The organism is Gemella massiliensis (assembly GCF_900120125.1).
Taxonomy (GTDB): domain Bacteria; phylum Bacillota; class Bacilli; order Staphylococcales; family Gemellaceae; genus Gemella; species Gemella massiliensis.
Map to the genome: position 1 here is coordinate 134,907 of NZ_LT635545.1, position 20,506 is coordinate 155,412.

Consider the following 20,506-nt stretch of genomic DNA (forward strand, 5'->3'; position numbering starts at 1 on the left):
AGTTATCACTTAACTAATATTCACTATTCTCCAAATACTTTTTTATAGTCTTGTTTGAATTTTTCTATACCGATTTCTGTTAATGGATGAGCAATCATCTGTTTTATTACTTTATATGGTACTGTGGCAATATCACAGCCAAGTTTTGCACACTCGACTACATGAATCGGATTACGAACGCTAGCCGCAATAATTTCTGTATCTAAGTCATTATTGGCGAAAATTTCTACAATTTCCTCAATTAACAATAAACCGTTGTGTGAAATATCATCTAAACGCCCTAAAAACGGACTAACATAAGTCGCCCCTGCTCGTGCGGCTAATAATGCTTGATTGGCGCTGAAAATAAGAGTTACATTTGTTTTTATACCTTCTGATTTTAATATCTTTACAGCACGTAGCCCGTCTTCTGTCATCGGAATTTTTACAACCATATTCGGATGAATTTTAGCAATTTCTCGTGCTTCTTTTACCATATCTTCCCAATGTTCAGTTGTCGCTTTTACTTCTCCACTAATTGGACCGTCTACTATTTCTGTAATTTCTTTAATAACGTCTTCAAAGTTTCTTCCCTCTTTTGCGATTAATGATGGATTGGTAGTTACTCCACAAACTACACCTAAATCATTTGCCAGACGAATATCATCTACATTAGCAGTATCTATAAAAAATTTCATTATTTTATCTCCTTTCATGTACTACTTATATATCTTATCATACGTTGAAAGCTATTTCAAATCTTATTATTGTGCATAATATTTTTTATTTCTAATCCTTAATAATATCATAAAATTATTATATTATTTTTTATATTGGTAAATTTATCTTTTAAAAATCAAACTGAAATTTTAACTTTATTAATATACTGTAATTATTAATAATGAAATATCTATTTCTATATTAGAGATACTATAAACTTATATAATCCATAATTTATATATTGATATTCTCAGTCTATTCCCATTAAACAGCCGATTACATTTGTTTTTTATTTCAATATATGATAGAATAAGTCTATATTTAGGAGGAGCATTATGCAGAAGTTTTTAGAAAAAGTACCATACTTGATTTTTTCTTTCTTTTTATTTATTATCTTACCATTGTGTTCATATTTTATATCAAATAAATCCGGGATGATTATTTTATTACTTATTTTTATATATCCTATTGTAAGTTTTTGTATATCGTTCTTATATGCGTATAGCAAACTTGATTTCAGCTATATCTTTTCACTTATAATTGGAATTTTTTATTTAATATCATGTACAATTATATTGAATTTTGATATTTTAATTTATGGTTTAGGATATATCTTCTTTAGCCTTTGCGGTCAAGGTGTGGGTTTTCTAATCGGACAACTTAGAAAAAAAACTAAAAAACAAAAGAAAACTAGAAGTTAAACAATGCAATGTATTGTTTTCTTCTAGTTCTTTTATTTTAAAAATTGCTGTAAACAAACTCCTTTACATTAGAAAAGTCCGTCATAAAACAATAAATAATTATTATCATAAGAACTGCATAGAAAAATATCGTCCACAATAAAAAGCTATACTTACCATTAAGTTTTTTTTGCAAAATTGTATAAATCTCGTTCAAAGTCTATCCATCCTCTCCAACCTAAATGCATAGTATCATATAAAAAATATTTTTCGTACTCTTTATTACTATAATCAAAAATTTCTATATTATTTTCTTTAGCAATTCTTTTTATATTATCATAAGCAACTTTTCGACGTTCTTTAGTAATTCCTGTATAATCATTCCATTTACCATTTGATGGAAAAAGTGCAAAACGTAATTCAATACCTAAATCTTTGGCAATGGAGATAAATATATCTAAATCTTTATACTCCGGTGAATCATTATACATCGTATTTTTTGAAATATCTTTTAAACTTTCGTACTTATTACGGATATATTTATCATAATAACTATTTTCTATAGCGTATTCATTATTACTTGTTTGTTTTTTAGCCTCATTTGTAAAATGTTCTTTAAGTTCTTCCCAATTATACTTCGGTGTTACAGCTCCGTTTAATGAATAATTTTCAATGCTGTTATTTTTATAAAACTTATATTTTGTTTTAAAACCGGTAATATAATTATCTAATTCTAAAAATTTTCTAGTAATACCGCTACCTTTGTTATCTATAAAATATTTTTTATAACTTTCAAATTTTTTAGCCATTTCCTTATTGTTTGATGCTAATTCTATAACACGGTTAATAAATTTTTCTTTTGTTTTCTTCATTATTTTTGGATTATTCATAGTATTAAAAACGTGTTCTTCAGAAATTTTGGAGATAAAAGCATCTTTTTGAATACCGTTTTTATTATCAAACCACTGAATAGATTCAATCATAACAACCTTATTGTTAGGTATAGCATTTCCTATTGAACCCAATGTTGCCGCATGAATAATATTTTGTGAATTTCCTACACCTATTTGCATTATATTAAAATCATTATAATTAAAAATATTTTTGGGATGATACTTTTCATTAATCGTTGCCGTTAATTCCGATGAACCTAATAAAACGGTGGTATTTTTTGTCATATTTTTTGTTAATATATCATAACTTTTATATTTTTCCGCTGAAATATTATAACGAACTCTATTATCCTCCACTTTATAATAATTTTCTATTTTTTTTATATAAGTACATTTTAACATCGTTAAGGACAGTGCAACTAATACAACAGCTAAAATAAATGCTTTTAATTTCGCCATATTACTATACTCTATTTTCCAAGTAACTAATAACTTTATTCGGCGTATCAATTTCTTCATATGTTACTTCTGTCGGTGCTATCACAATACCGAAATTTTCCTCAATATGCGCCAGCATTTCTACAAAAGCTAATGAATCCATTAACCCCTCTTCTTTCATATTAACATTTAAATCTTCTTTTACAATTTCATCTTCACAGATTTCTTCCAACATATCTAATATTTCTTCTCTCATTATTCTACTCCTATACTTTTAGTATCACACGTATTACTTTCTCCGCTTCTCCTGAGAAAATAAATAAACCGAATGTGATTAAATTTAACGTAATAACCCAACTTACTACCTTATACCATTTTTTATTCCTATTTCTTTTATAAAATTTTACTTTTTTCTGATAATATTCAAAACATGCCATTAATATTCCATGATAAACACCATATATAATATAACTAAAGGTCAATCCGTGCCATAATCCCATTAAAATCATATTAACCATATAAGCATACATTGCTGTATTAAGACGTGTTTTAAAAATCTTTTTCTTAGTGGTTGAAATAAATACTCTTGAAAATACAAAATCCCTAAGCCATGTTGATAATGTGATATGCCACCTATTCCAAAAATCTTTTATATCTACACTTAAAAAAGGTTTATTAAAATTTAACGGTGTCTGTATACCGAGTATATTACTACTTCCTACAGCCATTAAACTGTATCCGGCAAAATCAAAAAATAAATATAATGTGTATAAGTACATATATTTAACTGAATAAGAAATAACCCCATGATTTGTTAACGTTATCAGGTAATGATAACAATAGGTTGATATTACAACTTTGTACAAAAGACCAAGTATTAAACGATATACACCTTCTCCTGCCAACTCAAAATATTCCTTTTTTGATAAATCATTTTTTATATCCTCTTTAAAACGTCTACTTCTATCTATCGGGCCTGAACTAATTGTTGGGAAAAACAATAAGAAGTTTAAATATTCTACCGGTAATATTTTTTCTTTTATCACCCCATCGTATATTTCAACTATTATTTGAATTGTTTTAAACGACATATACGATATACCGATAAAAGTAAAAAGTTGGATACTTGCAAGTGTAAATATTTTGTTTAATACTAACGGTGCTATCGAAATAAATATTAATAATTTCAATAACTTTTTATTATTTGTGTTACGTTGGGCAATAAATACTAATAAATATTCAAATACAATAAAAATTACCAAATAGCACAACATTAATGTACTTTTACCATAAATAACACCCGCAAACACAATTGACAATAACAATATATAATATTCTATATTTTTTCTAAATAATTTCAGTATAAATCCAACTAATAACGCTATGATAAGAAAAAAGAAAAATTCATTACCTTCAAAATAATTCATTTTACATCCCCTTTAATTTTTTCTTATCTATTTTCCCGTTATTATTAAGTGGCATTTCATCTAGGAAAATTATTTTTTTAGGAATCATATAATCAGGAACCAGTTTTTTTAATTCCGATTTTATTTTTTTTATAACTTCAAAGCGTTGTTCTATATTTTCACCATAGACTATATATGTAGTTAAACTATGAACTTTTTCATCTTTATAATTGGGTATTGTCGCTGCTTGCCTTATTTTCTTATTTTTTAATAGGTTAGCATCAATATCCTCCAACTCTATTCTATGCCCATGTAACTTAACTTGAAAATCCATCCGTCCTTCACAAAAAAGAAAACCGTCTTCAAAATAACCCATATCACCGGTTCGATAACTACGATGTACCGTATTATTAATTTTTTTCGTTGAAAATTTTTCTTTCGTTATTTTTTCATTTTTAAAGTATCCTTTAGCAACCGTATCCCCAATAATGACAATTTCTCCTTTACCGTTAGTATCCGGATTTACTATTTCTACCTGACTTTTCGGTTTTATCACACCTACCGGCAGGTTAGTAGAATACTTCTTATTTATCTCTTCTGTTATTTCTATCCATGTAACCATAACCGTTGATTCGGTTGGCCCATAAGTATTAATAACCTGTGAATTAGGAAATTTCTTGTGAATTTTCTCTACCGTTGTACTGAAAAGTTTTTCTCCACAAAAGATAAATTGTTCTATTTTAGGAAGTAAATTATAATTAAACCTTTCATCCATAAAACACATTTCAATAAATGACGGTGTTGAAATCCAAATATCAGCTTGAGAACTAGATAGTTCTATAAACATATCTTTAAAATTTTCCTGATGTTTTCTGTCTATTTGAATAAGAGTAGCACCTAAAAATAACGCAGGCCATAGTGACATAACCGACAAATCAAATGAAAACGGCGGATGTCCTAAAAAAGTGAGTTCTGTTTTATCTTTATAATACCCTGTATACCACTTGAGGAAATTATTCAAATTATTGTAAGTAATACAAACACCCTTAGGTTTTCCCGTACTACCTGATGTAAAAATAATATAATATATATCTTCATCCTGAACATAATATTTAGAATTTATTCTATTTTTACCGGTAGCAATAATTTTTTCTGCATATTCTACACTTAAAGTTTCACATTCCAATTTTATGTCTTCTGTAATTAAAACCAATTTAGTATTAACTGTATCTACTATTTCTTCCACTCGCTCTTTAGGAGTATTAGTGTCAACAGGACAAAAAGCTCTTCCTGATTTCACACACGCTAAAAAATACACCAACATAAACGGATGTTTATGCCCATAGACAACTATTGGCGTCTTATCGTAACCTAATCGTTCTTGTATATAATATGCAAGTTTATCTGAATATTCCAGCAGTTGTTTATAAGTAAGATTGGCATTTTTGTAAATATTATTAATGTAAGCTGTCTTTAGGCTTTTTTCGTATTCACTTATTTTTTCTAAAAATTTATAGCTTTTCATAATAACTCTCTCTTGAAAAATAATCATTCTATTATATTACAAATTCTAACAAAGGTTATTAAAAATTAATTAAAAGGCGAGATGAAAATTATGATCTCAAAGAAATCTACTTTCAATCCCACCTTACAAAATCTATCAAACTTTAAAAATTTTTATTTAAAACAACTCAAAGTTAAAAATCATCTGTGCCAATTATTGTTTTTTATTCAACTACTTTATCGTTTATCTATTATCTTAACAACCGCATCTCCCAAAAATTGTAGAGCGAAAACTATAATTAAAATTAGTATTGTAGCTACAAATGTCAAGGTATTATTATTACGTTGAAAACCGTCAAGATAAGCAAGATTCCCTAATCCGCCGGCTCCAATAATTCCTGCCATTGCAGTCGAACCGACAAGGGCAATAGCTGTTACCGTTATACCTGAAACAATCGCAGGTAAACTTTCCGGTATAAGAACTTTTAAAATAATTGTTGAATTTTTTGCTCCCATTGCTCGTGCCGCTTCAATAACACCTTTATCTACTTCACGTAGACCAATTTCTACTAAACGGGCATAAAACGGTGAGGCTGAAATAACTAACGCCGGTATTGCCGCTTGCACTCCTATAATACTGCCAACTAAAATTTTAGTAAACGGTAATAACAATACAATCAAAATAATAAAAGGTATTGCCCTAAAAATATTAACGATTGCCGTTATTACGGTATAAAATCCTCGTCCGAACGTACTTTTGCTATTTGACGTAACATACAATAACAACCCTAAAAACAACCCTATTATAAAAACTAATATCAATGACTCAAAAGTCATTATTAATGTTTCGACTGTCTTTCCTTGTACCTTATCCCAGTTAATTCGTGAAAAATCAAACATTATAACACCTCCGTTAAAATTCCTAATTCATTTAATTTTGTAATTGCTTTTTGGATATTTTCGTCTGTTCCTATTAATTGAACAAATAAAGTTCCAATATTTGCATCTGCTGTCTTATCAAGATGTCCGTTAATAATCGTAAAATCGAAATCTATTTCTTTTACTAATGTGCTTAAAATCGGTTTTTTCGAAGTACTGTTACTAAATGTAAATTTAATTATAACACCATCAGTAAATGTTTCTTTCCATTCTTTAATATTTTCTTGTTCCTCAGTTTGCGAAGCAAACGATGTTTGACTTAAGAATTTTTTTGCAACCTCTTGTTTCGGATGATAGAATACATCAGTAACTAAACCATTCTCCGCTATTCCTCCATTATCAATAACAGCTACTTTTGTACAGATTGTTTTAATAACATTCATTTCATGAGTGATAAGTACCACTGTAATATTAGTCTCAGCATGAATTTTTTTTATTAAATCAAGTACTTCCGCAGTTGTTTCGGGATCTAATGCACTTGTTGCCTCATCACATAAAAGAATTGTCGGGTTTCCTGCTAAAGCACGCGCAATACCGACACGCTGCTTTTGACCTCCTGATAGTTGCGATGGGTAAGAATTTAATCTATCTTCTAAACCGACTAATTTAGCAAGTTCTCTTACTCTTGGTTTAATTTCAGATTTTGATTTACCTAAAATTTCCAATGGAAAAGCAATATTCTCAGCAACCGTTCTACTCCACAACAAGTTAAAATGTTGGAAAATCATTCCGATTTTTTGACGTTTTAGACGACGTTGCTCTTCATTAATTTTATTAAAATCTTCACCATCAATAATAACTTCACCGCTCGTTGCAACTTCCAAACCGTTTAACAATCTGACAAGCGTTGATTTTCCTGCACCGGAATAGCCTATTATCCCGTATATATCACCTTTTTCCACTTTTAAATTAATATCTTTTAAGGCGTGAACCTTATTATTATAAATTTTGTTAACATTTTTTAACTCAATCATATATTTCTCCTTTCAAATTGTAATAAATAAAAAAGACCCCCTTACTCTGCAAATGCAGAATAAGGGCGTCGTCCGCGGTACCACCTTATTTTTTACTTTCTAAGCTACCAACATAGCCTTTCCTATAACGTGGATACCCGAATAAAGTTCACATAATGTTTACTTCATTAACCACTCAAACCATTTTCCAAAATTTTATAATATGTCTTTTCAGCCACCGACACTCTCTATTAATTATAGCCATTTTGTACTTATTTGAGTTTTGGTTTTTATTAAGATTACTCAAAGTATATCACTATAAAAAATTATTGTCAAGATAAAAGAGTGGAATTTTCTGATAATTTAATATTATTTTCTTTCCAAAATTTTCTTTCTTAATTCCTTTTTACTAATATCTACTTTATGTTTATATTCCAACCTTGTATCAGTATTGGATGAATAGTTATATAGAGTTTGTTTTTCTGACATATAGTTATCCGATACTTCATAATCATCCAATACATACTCAAATGTATAAATTTTTTCTAAAGCAACCATTATGTTATCTAAATTTTTAGCCGTTATTATTGAAAGTTCTCTACTGTTGTACGCTTTATGAATATCCGAACCATGTATTCCTTTTTTTGTAATACGAAGATACATAATATCACTTGTAATTTCTTTAAATTCACTAAGATTTACTAAATCACTGTTAGCTATTCCTCTTAATCTAAATTTACTTAGCTCTTTTCCAATTTTTGCTATTTCCCTGTAAAAAACACCGAAAATATCATCACTTTTTTTATTAAGAAGCATTTCACTCGCCAGAGCATAGGTTAAAACCTGTGAAACAAATCCTAACTCCAACATATCCAATTTAAAATTCGTTTCACTACTTTTATAGTCTATAACCAAAATATTCTTATTTAAAACATCTATCCTATCTATTGTTCCGGTAAATTTCAAAGTTGGAACATTATATATTCTTTCTAATTTCTTGGTTATAACATTACCTGTTTCTAACTCCTTACAACTAATTTTATCTTCAGAAATAACTAACTCGAATTTTTTCTCTAAAAATTTCGGCTCATATTTTGTTAAAGCAACATACTTAATTTCTATTGCAACAGCCAGTACTAAACGTCTAATTAATATTTTTAAATTATAACTATATGTATTTAAAATCTTAATAAATTGTAGAGTTTCCAGTATATCTTTATTAGTAGAATTGTAAACTACACTTTCTATCTTCTCTTGAATATTAAATAATTCTATAATTTCCATATCTTCCAAATATTCTAAATCTACTTTATTTGCCGAGTTTTTTATAAAATTTATAATTTTTTCATCAGCTAATACCGCATGGAAAAATCTTCCCGTTACTAAATTGTCAAGTTCTACTTTACTATCTTCCTTAACTCCCAACATTCTTTTTATAAAAAATAAATACGGGTTTTTTTCAAAATCAGAAATTTTGGAAATACTGAAATTTGAAAATTTATCTCCATGAAGTTCTAAAAACTTACTAATATTTTCTTCCGATAACTTAAATTTGTAATCTTTTATAATCATAGGTAGATAGTTTCTCACCACATTATTATTAGAAAAATATATTCTATCATTCAACTCTGAATAAACTTCCGTTTCTATCTTAGTTTCCTGTTCTCTCAAACCAATATAGTTATTTATAAAAAACGTTATTAATTGTGATAATAGAGAAACTTCTTTTGTTTCGCTACCTTTCACCTCTTGATAACGACGGTATATTTTTACGAATAAGTAATTAAACTCCTGCGCTGTGTAGATTTCATTTATATTCTCCAAATAGTAACTATAATTATTAATATTAAACTCCAATATTTTATCTGTTTCTTTCTCTGAAATATTGACCAGCATAGATTTTACTACATTTAGATAAGTAGAGGCGAAACTTTCTTTAAAACTCTTATCAATGCTACTATAACTAATATATGTACATTCCTTTGCCCTTGTTAATGCTATATAAGCAACAAACTCTTCATCTATCAATGAAGCTTTTACGGTCGGGGATATATATAACTCTTTCGTAATAAAATATTCTTTATCATTATCATCTAATAAACCACTTTTTTTAGATTTCGGAAGAACTTCTTTATTAAAACCAATAACAAAAACAACTTTTTTATTTTCAACTTTCGCAAGATCCATTGTTGACATTATTATCGAATTATTTATTTCGGGGATACTGCGATATTTTATTTTTGATAAACCTATAGTTAATAAATCAACAAATTTATTATAACTTAATACTTCGTTTTTAAAATTATTATTTATATTATCTAATAAGGTTAATGTTTTTTTGTAAACTTGACGATCAATACTATCTATTTTCAACTCTTCTATATTGTCATACTCACCATCTTCTTTATCTAAAGTCATTTTAATATCACAATAACTAAATAGCTGTTCTATTTGTTTTATATAAGCTGTTATCTTTTTATTTTTTTCGTTAATTATAGCTTGTATTTTTTCTGTTAGTTCAGTTAAGGCTTCTGCCAACACAAATAATTGTTCTGTACTAAAATCAAAAACAGGTTCTGTAAAGTAATCTATTTTTAAATCTTCAAGTTTTGTTATTAATTTTCTTGTTAAAATATTGTCGATATCATAAATAGAAATATCCTTGATAATTACACCGCTTATCTTTTCTTTATCTAATAATTTCACCCTTTTATCAAACTCGCTTTTACTTAGCTTACTGTCATTGAATAAAATAACTGATAACATTTTTTGCTTATAAATTTTTTCAATATTTGTTAAACGTGTTTTTAATATTTTTATTATACTATCTTTAAAATTTTTGGGGTCAAAGTTTAAAGACAATGTTAAAAATTTTATTAATCGATGATGACTTACATTTTCATCTTTATCAAGGTGAATGACTAAACCATAATCATTAAAAATATTAATATAATTCTCATAGGTATTATCCCGATACAAAATTGCTATATCATTTTCTAAAATATTTTTCTCCGATTTTAATTTCAAAATTTCTCTCGCTACTTGCTTTACTTCTAATTCTTTATTTTTAGCACGAATTATTTTTATACTGTCGTCCGATTCTTTTAAAGACTTAAATGCTTTATAATAATTATTAGCTAAGTATTCATTAGATACACCTTTAAAACGTCCGATATGAGTGTTTATAATTTTAGAATTTATAACTGTATCTTCCTTTATTTTAAAATACAACGTATTTATATTTTTGTTTTTTACCATGGCAATGATATTAAAATCAATATTAGAATTTTTTCTAAGTATTTCATTCAAATTAGCAACTACCTCATGAGATTTTCTAAACATATCAAGTTTATATTTATTGTCACCATGAAGATCCGCCAAGTAAAATTTATTGTATTTAATATTTTCTATTTCATAACCTTCCGCCACCTGCTTCAAGTCTACATTAAAATATCTGTTTGCATCTGCTATTACACTAAATACTACTCTTTTAGAAAGTTGAATTAGTTTTTCTATATAACTGTACTCTTGCAAAGAAAAATTGTAAAAAGCATCTATATAAAAAATATAATTACTTAAATCTAAATACTTTGAATAAAGTAAAAACTCATCTATGTAGTCTTCTTTATCCATTAAGAAAGATTTTTTTACCAATTTCGTATATTCCAGATAAATTTCTAAAACTGCTTCAAGTTTATTTTTATGAGCTTCTTCCGGATTTTTATTATTTTCTAAATAATCTTCCAATCTATTAATAGTTATTCTATATTGCTTTAATTCTCTTATAATATCTTGCACCACTTCAATAAAACTGCTATCTTGCAAAATTCTTCTTACTAAAAAATTATCACTATTTTTTAAATTCAAGGCAGCTTTATAAAAATAAAATGGTTTAATATCATCTCCTAAAGAATTTGAAGTATCTATTCCTAGTTTTTTATATAATTTTTTTGTTAAACTGGAAAAATTCATAACATCAATGTTAAAAGTACCGCCAAATTTCTCACATAATAATTTTTCAAAATTATAACTGTTTTGCTCCGGCGTTAAAACTATTATCTTGCTATTTTTTCTATTTTTATCTATGTCATTAAGTATAAAATCGGTCTTCCCAAAACCGCTCGGTGAAATTAATAGATCTAACTGCATATCACACCTCCTATATCTTATTATAATCAAACAACAAGGTCGAGTAAATTATCATCTACCCAACCTTATTTTTGTTTTAATCTAAAATTTCATTTTCTTTTCTATAGTTAGATACCAATTTTGCTAAATCATCAAGTAAATCATCTAATTCAGCCCAGTTTTTTACGGTTGCACCACTTGCCATAGGATGCCCACCACCTGCATATTTTTCTGCAAGTGTATTTATAATAGGCCCTTTAGAACGCAATCTCACGCGAACCTTATTACCTTCATCTATAGCGAAACACCAAGCATACAGTCCTTTTAGATTACGAATCAAATTTACACCGGTTGATACCTCCCCCGGATCTACCTTATATTTATCCATATCCTCTTTAGTAATTTTTAAATATGCCACCCCGTCGTGATAAACATTATAATTATCAAAGATAAACGCTCTAAAACGCATAATATTATCATCAATAATTTCCATTTTATCCAATAACTTACTCATATTAAAATTATATTTAATAAGCTCTGAAGCAACCCTTAAGGTATCAGCACTTGTATTTGGGAATAAAAATCTTCCTGTATCTCCTACTATACCTAAATACAATAATTTTGCCGCTTCATCATTTAGTACTATACCATATTTTTTATTTATATAAGTGTAGAAATTATAAATCAACTCACTACACGACGAAACTTCCGTGTCAACCAAATTTATATCAGCATAATTATCCAACGGCGGATGGTGATCTATTTTTATTAGAAAGTTATTTTTTGTAAATAATTTACCATCTACTCTTGGGAAATTTGCAGTATCGGTTATAATTACCAACGCATCTTTGTAATCTTCTTCCGTTACTTCTTTATTTTTAAATAAAAAACATAATGATGGCGAATCTTTTCCTACTGTTATTACTTTCTTTTCGGGAAAATTGGCTTTAATTATTTGATACATTGCTCCTTGTGAACCATAAGCATCCGGATCGGGTCTTTCATGGCGATGAATAATAATTTTATCACTCTCTTTTATTTTAAGAAAGATTTCTTCATATAATGTTTCATAATCTTTATTCATTACAATTCTTCTTTCTACTAATTTCTTTGGAATACTTGACACGTTACCATTGCTTTAGCCACCAAGTCGGTTTTATCAAATACTTCAACATCAAACTTCGCAGTTTTTCTACCTATGCTTAAAATAGTAACCTTTGTAGTTATAGTTCTATCTAATGGAACTGATTTTAAAAAGTACAATGACGTGTTTTGCATAAGTACTTCACTTCTGTTGTAATTATAGCTGGTTATATGAATTGATTCATCTATAATACTTAGTAACGCTGAACCGGAAAAAGTACCGAATTGGTCTAACATTTGCGGTATTACTTTTACCTGCAAACCGTCAGCACGTGGCACAATACCTTTTCTCATAATTTCATCAAAGGTATCATTATTATGCCCTTCTTGGAAACGATTATTAGTTAATAATGAGTTTATAACTATTTTTCGTGTTACAACACCTAAAAGAGTATTTTTGTTATCAATTACAGGCATCAATTCATAGCCTTCAGAAAGCATTGTATTAGCTACTGAAGATATTGGTGTATCAAGCGTAGTTGTTTCTACTTTTCTCTCCATTACTTCCTTAATAAGAGAATCTTTATCTTTTAAAAATACATCACGTGCGGTAACTATACCGACTAATTTTCCATATTCATTAACAACCGGATAACGAGTATGCCCTACTTGTAATTGAAGTTCATACCAATCTTTTACGGTATCATTCATATTAATGGTATATAATTTTTCAACTTTAATATAAATACTTTCTACTGTAATAATATCACGTTTAATAATTTGGTCATTCGTAACACGGTTAATTAAATGCGTTACGGAAAAAGTATCATGCGGTGTAATTATAAGCGGTAGATTTTTTTTATCCGCCATTGCTTTTATATTCTCATTAGGAATATAACCACCTGTTACTAAAATGGCACATCCTTTATCTAATGACATTTCTATGATTTTCGGACGATTTCCGATAATCAATAGTGTTCCTTGTCTAATATGCTGTCCTACTTGTTCGGAATCCATCGCACCTATCGCAAAATCTTGAACAATTTCATGAACACCTCCGCGACCGGCAATTAATTGTCCACTTACAATATTTACTATTTCTGAATAAGATAATTTTTCTACATTATCACGTTCTTTTTTCTGAATACGAACAGTTCCAACTCTTTCGATAGATGATACAAACCCTCTATTTTCAGACTCTTTTATAGCCCTGTATGCTGTTCCTTCACTAACTTTTAATTCTTTTGCCACCTGTCTTACAGAAATTTTACTTCCTATAGGTAGACTTTTTATATATTCTAATATTTTTTGATGTTTTGATTTCAATATAATAACTCCTTATTTTTTTTATTATAATACAATGTTAAAAATTTAATACATTTCCGCTTACTATCAATTATATACTTTTTATGTACTTATTTCAAGAAATTAAAAAGTGAAACAGAATATATTTTCTTCTGTTCCACTCTTGTAATATAAGTTAAATCGGTAAAATAGATTATTTAAAATTTCTATACAGTTAGTATTTCCCTACATATACAGAAATATAAATTATTTTCTGAAAAAATGCAACTAATTTTGCCAAAATTTATTTTCTATATTTTTGTATAACACTTTTAAATTCAATTAAAGTATAATATATTTCTATTTTCTTCCCGCAGGAAGTTTTTTAGCATAACCGATTTTATTTTCTTGTTTTGCCCTAGCTATTACCAACGCATCATCCGGCACATTTTTGGTTACCGTTGTTCCCGCCGCAACAATAGCACCATCTCCTATTTCTACCGGTGCAATTAAATTAGAATTACAACCGATAAACGTATCACTTCCTATGGTAGTACGATATTTATTCTTCCCATCATAGTTTACAGTTATTGTTCCACAACCTATATTGGTGTTGCTACCTACAGTTGTATCACCTAAATAACTTAAATGTGCCGTTTTAGAACCGTTTCCATATTTTGTATTTTTAAGTTCTACAAAATTCCCAATTCTCACATTTTCTCCAAGAACACAGTTGTTTCTAATATGAGAATACGGACCTATTCTCGTATTGGCACCGATAATAGAATCTGTAACAGTTGATGATAACACCTTAACACCATTTTTAATTATAGAATTCTCTAAATATGAATTTGGCTTGATTTGACAATCTTCTCCTATAACGGTATTTGATTTAATCGTCACATTCGGATAAATTGTCGTATCTCTTCCTATGATAGCATTTGGAGCGATATAAGTATTAGCCGGATCAACCAAAGTAACTCCATTTAACATATGTTTAGTGTTAATTCTATTTCTCATAACATTTTCCGCATATGCCAACGCTACTCTGTCATTTACTCCAAATGTTTCATCAAAATCATTACAAAGATAAGTTTCAATTATCTCCCCTCGATTTCTTATTAAATATAAGACATCCGGTAAATAATACTCACCTTGTTTATTATCATTTTTTACTTCTTCCAACATTTCAAACAATAATTTATTATCAAAGCAATAAATCCCTGAGTTAATTTCCTTAACTTGCTTTTCCGGTTCGGCAGCATCCTTTTCTTCTACTATTTTTTCCAGTTTACCGTTAGTATCTCGAATAATTCTTCCGTATGCGAAAGGGTTATCTGCATATGCTGTCAACACCGTTGCTTTTGCCTTCGTTTGTTCATGATGATCCAACATATTATTAATGGTTTCCGGTCGAATAAGAGGTGTATCTCCATACATGACGATAGTTGTTCCGTTCTTGTCCTTTAGCATATCCTTAGCTACTTTTACAGCATGTGCCGTTCCTAATTGTTCTGCCTGTAAAACAAATTTCGTTCTATCTCCAAGTACCTCTTTTACTTTTTCGGCACCGTGACCGACTACTGTAATTACCTCGTCCATTTTCAAATCATTTAAACTGTCCAACACAAGCTCAACCATAGTTCTGTCACAAACTTTATGCAAAACTTTATATAGTTTTGACTTCATTCGTGTACCTTTACCTGCCGCTAATATCACCGCATATCTATTACTCATTTTTTAATTCCTCATTTTCCGCTTGTCTTAATTTTTCTATAACATTACCTAATTTAACATCAAATGTTCCGTTATATTCATCAATATTATTTATTTTTGATAAATATAAATAATCTTCCTCATGTTCCCTTACTGAGTCAAAACATTGAGTAATAATTACTTTCCCTATGACCTCAGCATCGAATTCACTAATAAGACTTTCCATTCCGGTAAGGACACCGCCACCTCGCATAAAATCGTCAACTAACAATACTCTTGATTGTGATTTTAAACTGCGTTTTGATAAAATCATTGTTTCAATTTTTTTTGTAGAACCTGATACATAATTAATCGCAACAGTCGTTCCCTCAGTTACTTTATTATCACGACGAATAATAATTACCGGTTTATTTAAAATAGAGGCTATAGCATATGCAACAGGTATCCCTTTTGTCGCAACAGTAACAACAGCATCAATTTCTTTATTTTTATAAACTGTGGCAATTACGCGTCCCAGCTTATTCATTAAACTCGGATTACCGATTATATCCGACATAAAGATATAACCGCCGGCAAGAAGTCTATCCCCTTCTTTTATTTTTTCTACAAACTCATTAAGTATTTTTACCGCATCTTCTTCTACTAAAGTCGGAGTAAAAATAACACCACCGCTCACTCCGGCATATGTTTTTACTTCTCCAATCTTTTCTTCTTTAAAACCGTTTTTTATAATATAAATGTCTTCACTTATCGAAGATTTTGCTTGATTAAATTTTGATACAAAATAAGTAAGTGGAATTAATTTATTCGGATTATTCAATAAATATTCCGTCATTACCACTATTCGTTCGCTTCTTTTTAATTTCATGTAATACTCCTAATTCGTATATTATATGTATATAATACCATTATTGTTCGTATTAGTAAAGTAAAATCTTATATTTAACGCATAATTAAAGTGTTCAATTATTGTAATATTCGCTTTAACATTTTAATACACTATAAAATAGGCTACAGTCTTTGACTGAAGCCTATTTATTATCCTTCCATACCTCAAGGGTTCGTATTTGATTTTCTTCTACTTTTCTTACTATGAAAGTTAAGGTATCTATTGAGTATTCTGCCCCAACTTTCGCTTCATATTTTTCTAAATAAACATATGCACCGATTGTATCGACTTCTTCATGCGGTAATTGGGCATGAAACAAAGCATTCACATCTTGAATAGGAACCCACCCGTCGATTAAATAATGACCATTTTTTAATTTTTTTATTAAACTTTGTTCATCTTCATCAAATTCATCACGAATTTCACCGGTTAATTCTTCCACTATATCCTCTAAGGTAACTATTCCGCTTGTTCCACCATATTCATCAGTTATGACAATCATGTGTTCACGATTTTGCTTTATTGTAGCTAATACTTGTGAAATTGGAGTATGTTCAAATACCTTTATAGCAGGAGTAATATATTCTTCCAAGTCTTCTGTAGTTTCTAATTTTTTATCAGTAAATAACAATTTTTTAACATTCAATATCCCGATAATTTGATCTTTGTCTCCGTCTTCTATAACGGGATAACGAGTATACTCTTCTTGTTTGAGTTGACGCATTATGACAGCAAGGGAATCGCTCATATCAATAGCCTCTACTTCTGTTCTCGGTGTCATAATCTCTTTTGCGATTTTATTATCAAACTCAAATACACGTTCCACATAACGATATTCTATATCATTAATTTGTCCGTGTGCTCGAGATAATTTCATAATGGTACGTAATTCTTGTTCACTGTGAATATCATCATGTTCTGCCGCAGGTTCAAATCCAAATAATTTTGCAACAATGTTTGCTAATGAATTAAGCAACCAAACCAAAGGTCTCATCACTTTATCGAACATATACATTGGCCATGCGACTTTAAAACAAGTTTTTTCTGCCGCTTGAATAGCTATTGTTTTAGGAACTAACTCACCCAATACCACATGCAGTAATGTCATAAACGCAAATGAAACTACCAATGAAATAGTATGTGTTAAAGTCTCATTTAAGCGCATCAAATCGAATAACGGTCTAAATAACGCATGAAACGTTGATTCTCCCAACCAACCTAAACCAAGCGAAACGATTGTAATTCCTAATTGTGTAGCTGATAAATAGTGGTCTAACTGTTCCACCATAACTAACAATATCTTCGCTGTTTTATTCCCTTCTTCCGCTATTTCTTTAACACGAGTAGGTCGAAGTTTCACCAACGCAAACTCAAACATTACAAAAACAGCAGAAGCCATAAGTAATAATATTATTATTAAAATTTTTATTAAGATACTGAGATCCATAACGGTTTAATTTAACCTCTTTCTTGATATAACTTATTCATAATTTTACTATATATATGTTATTTTTTCAAATGTTACGGCAATCTAACTATTATTTTATTAGCATTAAATCTATTTTAAAATAACAGTATATATTTGCTACTCTGTTGTTAATTATTAACAAAGATTCTGTTAAGTTATTAATTTCGTTCTGACAATTTTTTCAATATAAAATCGTCAAAAGCATGCTGAAAAATTTCTTTATATTCCAATTTTCGATAATTAATTACTTCTTTATTTTTTAATAATGCTAAAAATTTTTCTTGGCAATTTTTAGGTGTTTTTACATCAAGTTGTGAAAAACAATAATACACCTTGCTTCCCACACTGACTGCATAGTTCAGTATATCTATTTCGTCTAATTGTTTTAATAAATAATCTTCTTTTTCAGGATAATTTCTTGAGAATTTTCTTATTGCCAAATAATAATCCTCATCTTTATTTTCTTTATAAATTTCTTTAAAATCACACAAAGCTATATCGGCGATAAATAAATTTTTAATATCTTTATTAAAAGCTGCACAAACTACACTAAGTGCAGCCCCTTGCCCTACTCCAAACAACAATAACTCAATATTAGAAAATTCATTTTTTACTATCTGAATTATATCAAGAGCATCTTGATAAACAAATTTGTAATAAGGTTCATTGCTAAAAATTTCTACATATGGAAAATAGATTGATCCCGGTTGTTTATTTTCACTTTTTCCTGCCTGTCCCCGAACGTGAATACTTACTACTGCATATCCCAGTATTAAATATCGACTAAGAGTTAAATAATCCTTATTTTGTGTTTCATACTCCGGAAATTCGATTATAACTCCTTTTATATTCCCTTTCGGAACAAGCATATCTGCATAAATATTCGAATTATCCACCGCTAAAAATTTTATACTAAAATAATCCGCATTTAGGTGTTCAAATTTTATCTTTTCTTTTGTATAAGTAAATTTCCTATTTTTAATTAATTTCATATTATCTCTCCAATAAAAATTTGAATATTTCGTTATTATAAGGAACTATAGCTTCATGATCGTATTTTTTATAAAAACATAATTTTTTCTCACAAATTAGATTGTTGAATACTGCATATTGTGTTTCCAAAGGACAATCACTATCCACCCCACTCATTCCAAACAATACCTTTGCTCTAACTTTGCCGGAGAAATTTTTTGTATCAATATAAGCCAGTTTATCAAAAATTTCTTTATTTCGCTTTTCATCATTATTAAACCAGCGTGAATATAATCTGAGTTCCCCATAAGCGCCGGTATCTCTATCTAAATCATAAACCATTTTATAATCAGATAAAAACGGATACAACGAAATACATTTTTTAATATTTTTATTTAAAGCTGCACACATAATGGAAAAAGCTCCTCCTTGTGATGCACCATAAGTTACAAAATTATTTTTATCCACTCCATCCAACTCACCGGCTATTCTAACTAAAAGGCACATATCCATTATATTTTTCACATAAAGCAAATTATCAATTATATCATCTAAACCTATTGTTATATGACCGAAGACGGTTGAACCGTAAATTCCACCTATATCTTCACTCTTTCCGCCTTGTCCACGAAAATCTATAGCTAATACCGAATACCCGAGAGAAGTATATGCTGTTTTTTCTAACCAATTTCTACCGGATGCCGGATATCCGTGAAAATAAAATAATACAGGGCTAGGTTTATTTAATTTTGATTTTATATATTTTGCATATATTACAGCGCCGTCAAAACTTGTAAAGTACAAATCATAATACTCAATATTTTCAAAATTAGAAAACTCTTTTTTTATTATTTTATAATCCAAGGAAACTTGTCTTATCTCTTCTAGTTTTCTATTCCAAAATTCGTCAAAATCATTCGGCTTTTTCCATGTCCCAACGTACTTTTCTAAATTCATATTTCACCACTTCTTTATATTTTCTCTTAAATTATTATAAACGTAAAAAAGAGATGCGACAAGCACATCGCATCTCTTTTATCAATTATTTTTCTGTAACTTTTAGACGAGCCAATGCTCTAGCCAATGCCAACTCTGCACGTCTTACATCAAGTGTACTTTTTCTTTCAGATAAACGTTTTTCCGCTCTTTCTTTTGCTCTTTTAGCACGTTCTACATCAATATCATCAGCACACTCTGCCGTCTGAACAATCACAGTTATGTCATTTTTATGTGTTTCCACAAATCCTTCACTTACAGCTATACGTTCTTCTTTCCCGTCAGGAAACGCCACTTTTAACGGTCCTATCGCTAATGATACAACCATTGGAACATGGTTTGCCATAATACCCAGTTGCCCGCTGGTAGTCCCAAGAACAACCATTGAAGCGTTTTTTGTGCTGTAAACTTCTCCATTAGGAGTGACAATACTTACATTTAAAGTATTCATAATTTACC

Annotated in this window: 17 protein-coding genes; 1 reads left to right on the forward strand and 16 read right to left on the reverse strand. The window is 29.1% G+C overall.

Annotated elements, in window-relative coordinates; all coding sequences use genetic code 11:
* Nucleotides 1-23: 23 nt before the first annotated feature.
* Nucleotides 24-677, reverse strand: coding sequence for a fructose-6-phosphate aldolase (gene fsa / locus BQ7358_RS03400; RefSeq protein ID WP_062174347.1), 654 nt, complete (start codon nucleotides 675-677; stop codon nucleotides 24-26).
* 357 nt (nucleotides 678-1,034) lie between these two features.
* Between fsa and BQ7358_RS03405 the strand changes: the two genes are divergently transcribed.
* Nucleotides 1,035-1,400: a hypothetical protein gene (locus tag BQ7358_RS03405; RefSeq protein ID WP_062174349.1), complete on the forward strand. Its 366-nt coding sequence runs from the start codon at nucleotides 1,035-1,037 to the stop codon at nucleotides 1,398-1,400.
* Between the two features lie 158 nt (nucleotides 1,401-1,558).
* On the opposite strand, the gene dltD is transcribed toward BQ7358_RS03405, so the two are convergent.
* The 15 genes from dltD to BQ7358_RS03480 form a co-directional block, all read right to left on the reverse strand.
* Nucleotides 1,559-2,731, reverse strand: coding sequence for a D-alanyl-lipoteichoic acid biosynthesis protein DltD (gene dltD / locus BQ7358_RS03410; protein WP_062174351.1), 1,173 nt, complete (start codon nucleotides 2,729-2,731; stop codon nucleotides 1,559-1,561).
* 4 nt (nucleotides 2,732-2,735) lie between these two features.
* The gene (gene dltC, locus BQ7358_RS03415) at nucleotides 2,736-2,966 is read right to left on the reverse strand and encodes a D-alanine--poly(phosphoribitol) ligase subunit DltC (protein ID WP_174222366.1); all 231 of its coding nucleotides are present in this window, start codon (nucleotides 2,964-2,966) and stop codon (nucleotides 2,736-2,738) included.
* A gap of 10 nt (nucleotides 2,967-2,976) precedes the next feature.
* Nucleotides 2,977-4,137, reverse strand: a complete 1,161-nt coding sequence (gene dltB, locus BQ7358_RS03420; protein ID WP_062174355.1) for a D-alanyl-lipoteichoic acid biosynthesis protein DltB — start codon at nucleotides 4,135-4,137, stop codon at nucleotides 2,977-2,979.
* A gap of 1 nt (nucleotide 4,138) precedes the next feature.
* Nucleotides 4,139-5,641 (reverse strand): D-alanine--poly(phosphoribitol) ligase subunit DltA, encoded by a 1,503-nt coding sequence (gene dltA / locus BQ7358_RS03425; RefSeq protein WP_062174357.1) that lies wholly within the window; start codon nucleotides 5,639-5,641, stop codon nucleotides 4,139-4,141.
* 215 nt (nucleotides 5,642-5,856) lie between these two features.
* A complete protein-coding gene (locus tag BQ7358_RS03430) occupies nucleotides 5,857-6,519 on the reverse strand; it encodes a methionine ABC transporter permease (RefSeq protein ID WP_062174359.1) in 663 nt (220 codons plus the stop codon).
* The gene (locus BQ7358_RS03435) at nucleotides 6,519-7,532 is read right to left on the reverse strand and encodes a methionine ABC transporter ATP-binding protein (protein WP_072520217.1); all 1,014 of its coding nucleotides are present in this window, start codon (nucleotides 7,530-7,532) and stop codon (nucleotides 6,519-6,521) included. The genes BQ7358_RS03430 and BQ7358_RS03435 overlap by 1 nt, the downstream gene beginning before the upstream one ends.
* A gap of 348 nt (nucleotides 7,533-7,880) precedes the next feature.
* A complete protein-coding gene (locus BQ7358_RS03440; RefSeq protein WP_062174363.1) occupies nucleotides 7,881-11,660 on the reverse strand; it encodes a PD-(D/E)XK nuclease family protein in 3,780 nt (1,259 codons plus the stop codon).
* A 76-nt stretch (nucleotides 11,661-11,736) separates the two neighbouring features.
* A complete protein-coding gene (locus tag BQ7358_RS03445) occupies nucleotides 11,737-12,723 on the reverse strand; it encodes a DHH family phosphoesterase (RefSeq protein WP_062174365.1) in 987 nt (328 codons plus the stop codon).
* 17 nt (nucleotides 12,724-12,740) lie between these two features.
* Complete coding sequence (locus BQ7358_RS03450) at nucleotides 12,741-14,048, reverse strand: DRTGG domain-containing protein (RefSeq protein WP_062174366.1); 1,308 nt, start codon at nucleotides 14,046-14,048, stop codon at nucleotides 12,741-12,743.
* Nucleotides 14,049-14,366: 318 nt separating this feature from the next.
* Nucleotides 14,367-15,743 carry a bifunctional UDP-N-acetylglucosamine diphosphorylase/glucosamine-1-phosphate N-acetyltransferase GlmU gene (glmU, locus tag BQ7358_RS03455; RefSeq protein WP_072520218.1) on the reverse strand — a complete coding sequence of 459 codons (1,377 nt, stop codon included), beginning with the start codon at nucleotides 15,741-15,743 and terminating at the stop codon, nucleotides 14,367-14,369.
* Nucleotides 15,736-16,590, reverse strand: a complete 855-nt coding sequence (gene purR, locus BQ7358_RS03460) for a pur operon repressor (protein WP_062174370.1) — start codon at nucleotides 16,588-16,590, stop codon at nucleotides 15,736-15,738. The genes glmU and purR overlap by 8 nt, the downstream gene beginning before the upstream one ends.
* Before the next feature lie 163 nt (nucleotides 16,591-16,753).
* Nucleotides 16,754-18,058, reverse strand: a complete 1,305-nt coding sequence (locus BQ7358_RS03465; protein WP_072520219.1) for a hemolysin family protein — start codon at nucleotides 18,056-18,058, stop codon at nucleotides 16,754-16,756.
* A 179-nt stretch (nucleotides 18,059-18,237) separates the two neighbouring features.
* Nucleotides 18,238-19,071 carry an acetylxylan esterase gene (locus tag BQ7358_RS03470; protein WP_062174374.1) on the reverse strand — a complete coding sequence of 278 codons (834 nt, stop codon included), beginning with the start codon at nucleotides 19,069-19,071 and terminating at the stop codon, nucleotides 18,238-18,240.
* 1 nt (nucleotide 19,072) lies between these two features.
* Nucleotides 19,073-20,008, reverse strand: a complete 936-nt coding sequence (locus BQ7358_RS03475) for an acetylxylan esterase (RefSeq protein ID WP_062174377.1) — start codon at nucleotides 20,006-20,008, stop codon at nucleotides 19,073-19,075.
* Nucleotides 20,009-20,093: 85 nt separating this feature from the next.
* Nucleotides 20,094-20,498 carry a F0F1 ATP synthase subunit epsilon gene (locus BQ7358_RS03480; protein ID WP_062174379.1) on the reverse strand — a complete coding sequence of 135 codons (405 nt, stop codon included), beginning with the start codon at nucleotides 20,496-20,498 and terminating at the stop codon, nucleotides 20,094-20,096.
* Nucleotides 20,499-20,506: the final 8 nt, after the last annotated feature.

What these genes read in the sequence shown, in the direction of transcription:
- purR (WP_062174370.1), bottom strand. Translation starts at nt 16,590, where the DNA reads ATGAAATTAAAAAGAAGCGAACGAATAGTGGTAATGACGGAATATTTA.
- BQ7358_RS03435 (WP_072520217.1), bottom strand. Translation starts at nt 7,532, where the DNA reads ATGATTGAGTTAAAAAATGTTAACAAAATTTATAATAATAAGGTTCAC.
- dltD (WP_062174351.1), bottom strand. Translation starts at nt 2,731, where the DNA reads ATGGCGAAATTAAAAGCATTTATTTTAGCTGTTGTATTAGTTGCACTG.
- BQ7358_RS03440 (WP_062174363.1), bottom strand. Translation starts at nt 11,660, where the DNA reads ATGCAGTTAGATCTATTAATTTCACCGAGCGGTTTTGGGAAGACCGAT.
- BQ7358_RS03470 (WP_062174374.1), bottom strand. Translation starts at nt 19,071, where the DNA reads ATGAAATTAATTAAAAATAGGAAATTTACTTATACAAAAGAAAAGATA.
- BQ7358_RS03475 (WP_062174377.1), bottom strand. Translation starts at nt 20,008, where the DNA reads ATGAATTTAGAAAAGTACGTTGGGACATGGAAAAAGCCGAATGATTTT.
- dltA (WP_062174357.1), bottom strand. Translation starts at nt 5,641, where the DNA reads ATGAAAAGCTATAAATTTTTAGAAAAAATAAGTGAATACGAAAAAAGC.
- BQ7358_RS03445 (WP_062174365.1), bottom strand. Translation starts at nt 12,723, where the DNA reads ATGAATAAAGATTATGAAACATTATATGAAGAAATCTTTCTTAAAATA.
- BQ7358_RS03465 (WP_072520219.1), bottom strand. Translation starts at nt 18,058, where the DNA reads ATGGATCTCAGTATCTTAATAAAAATTTTAATAATAATATTATTACTT.
- dltB (WP_062174355.1), bottom strand. Translation starts at nt 4,137, where the DNA reads ATGAATTATTTTGAAGGTAATGAATTTTTCTTTTTTCTTATCATAGCG.
- fsa (WP_062174347.1), bottom strand. Translation starts at nt 677, where the DNA reads ATGAAATTTTTTATAGATACTGCTAATGTAGATGATATTCGTCTGGCA.
- BQ7358_RS03430 (WP_062174359.1), bottom strand. Translation starts at nt 6,519, where the DNA reads ATGTTTGATTTTTCACGAATTAACTGGGATAAGGTACAAGGAAAGACA.
- glmU (WP_072520218.1), bottom strand. Translation starts at nt 15,743, where the DNA reads ATGAGTAATAGATATGCGGTGATATTAGCGGCAGGTAAAGGTACACGA.
- BQ7358_RS03480 (WP_062174379.1), bottom strand. Translation starts at nt 20,498, where the DNA reads ATGAATACTTTAAATGTAAGTATTGTCACTCCTAATGGAGAAGTTTAC.
- dltC (WP_174222366.1), bottom strand. Translation starts at nt 2,966, where the DNA reads ATGAGAGAAGAAATATTAGATATGTTGGAAGAAATCTGTGAAGATGAA.
- BQ7358_RS03405 (WP_062174349.1), top strand. Translation starts at nt 1,035, where the DNA reads ATGCAGAAGTTTTTAGAAAAAGTACCATACTTGATTTTTTCTTTCTTT.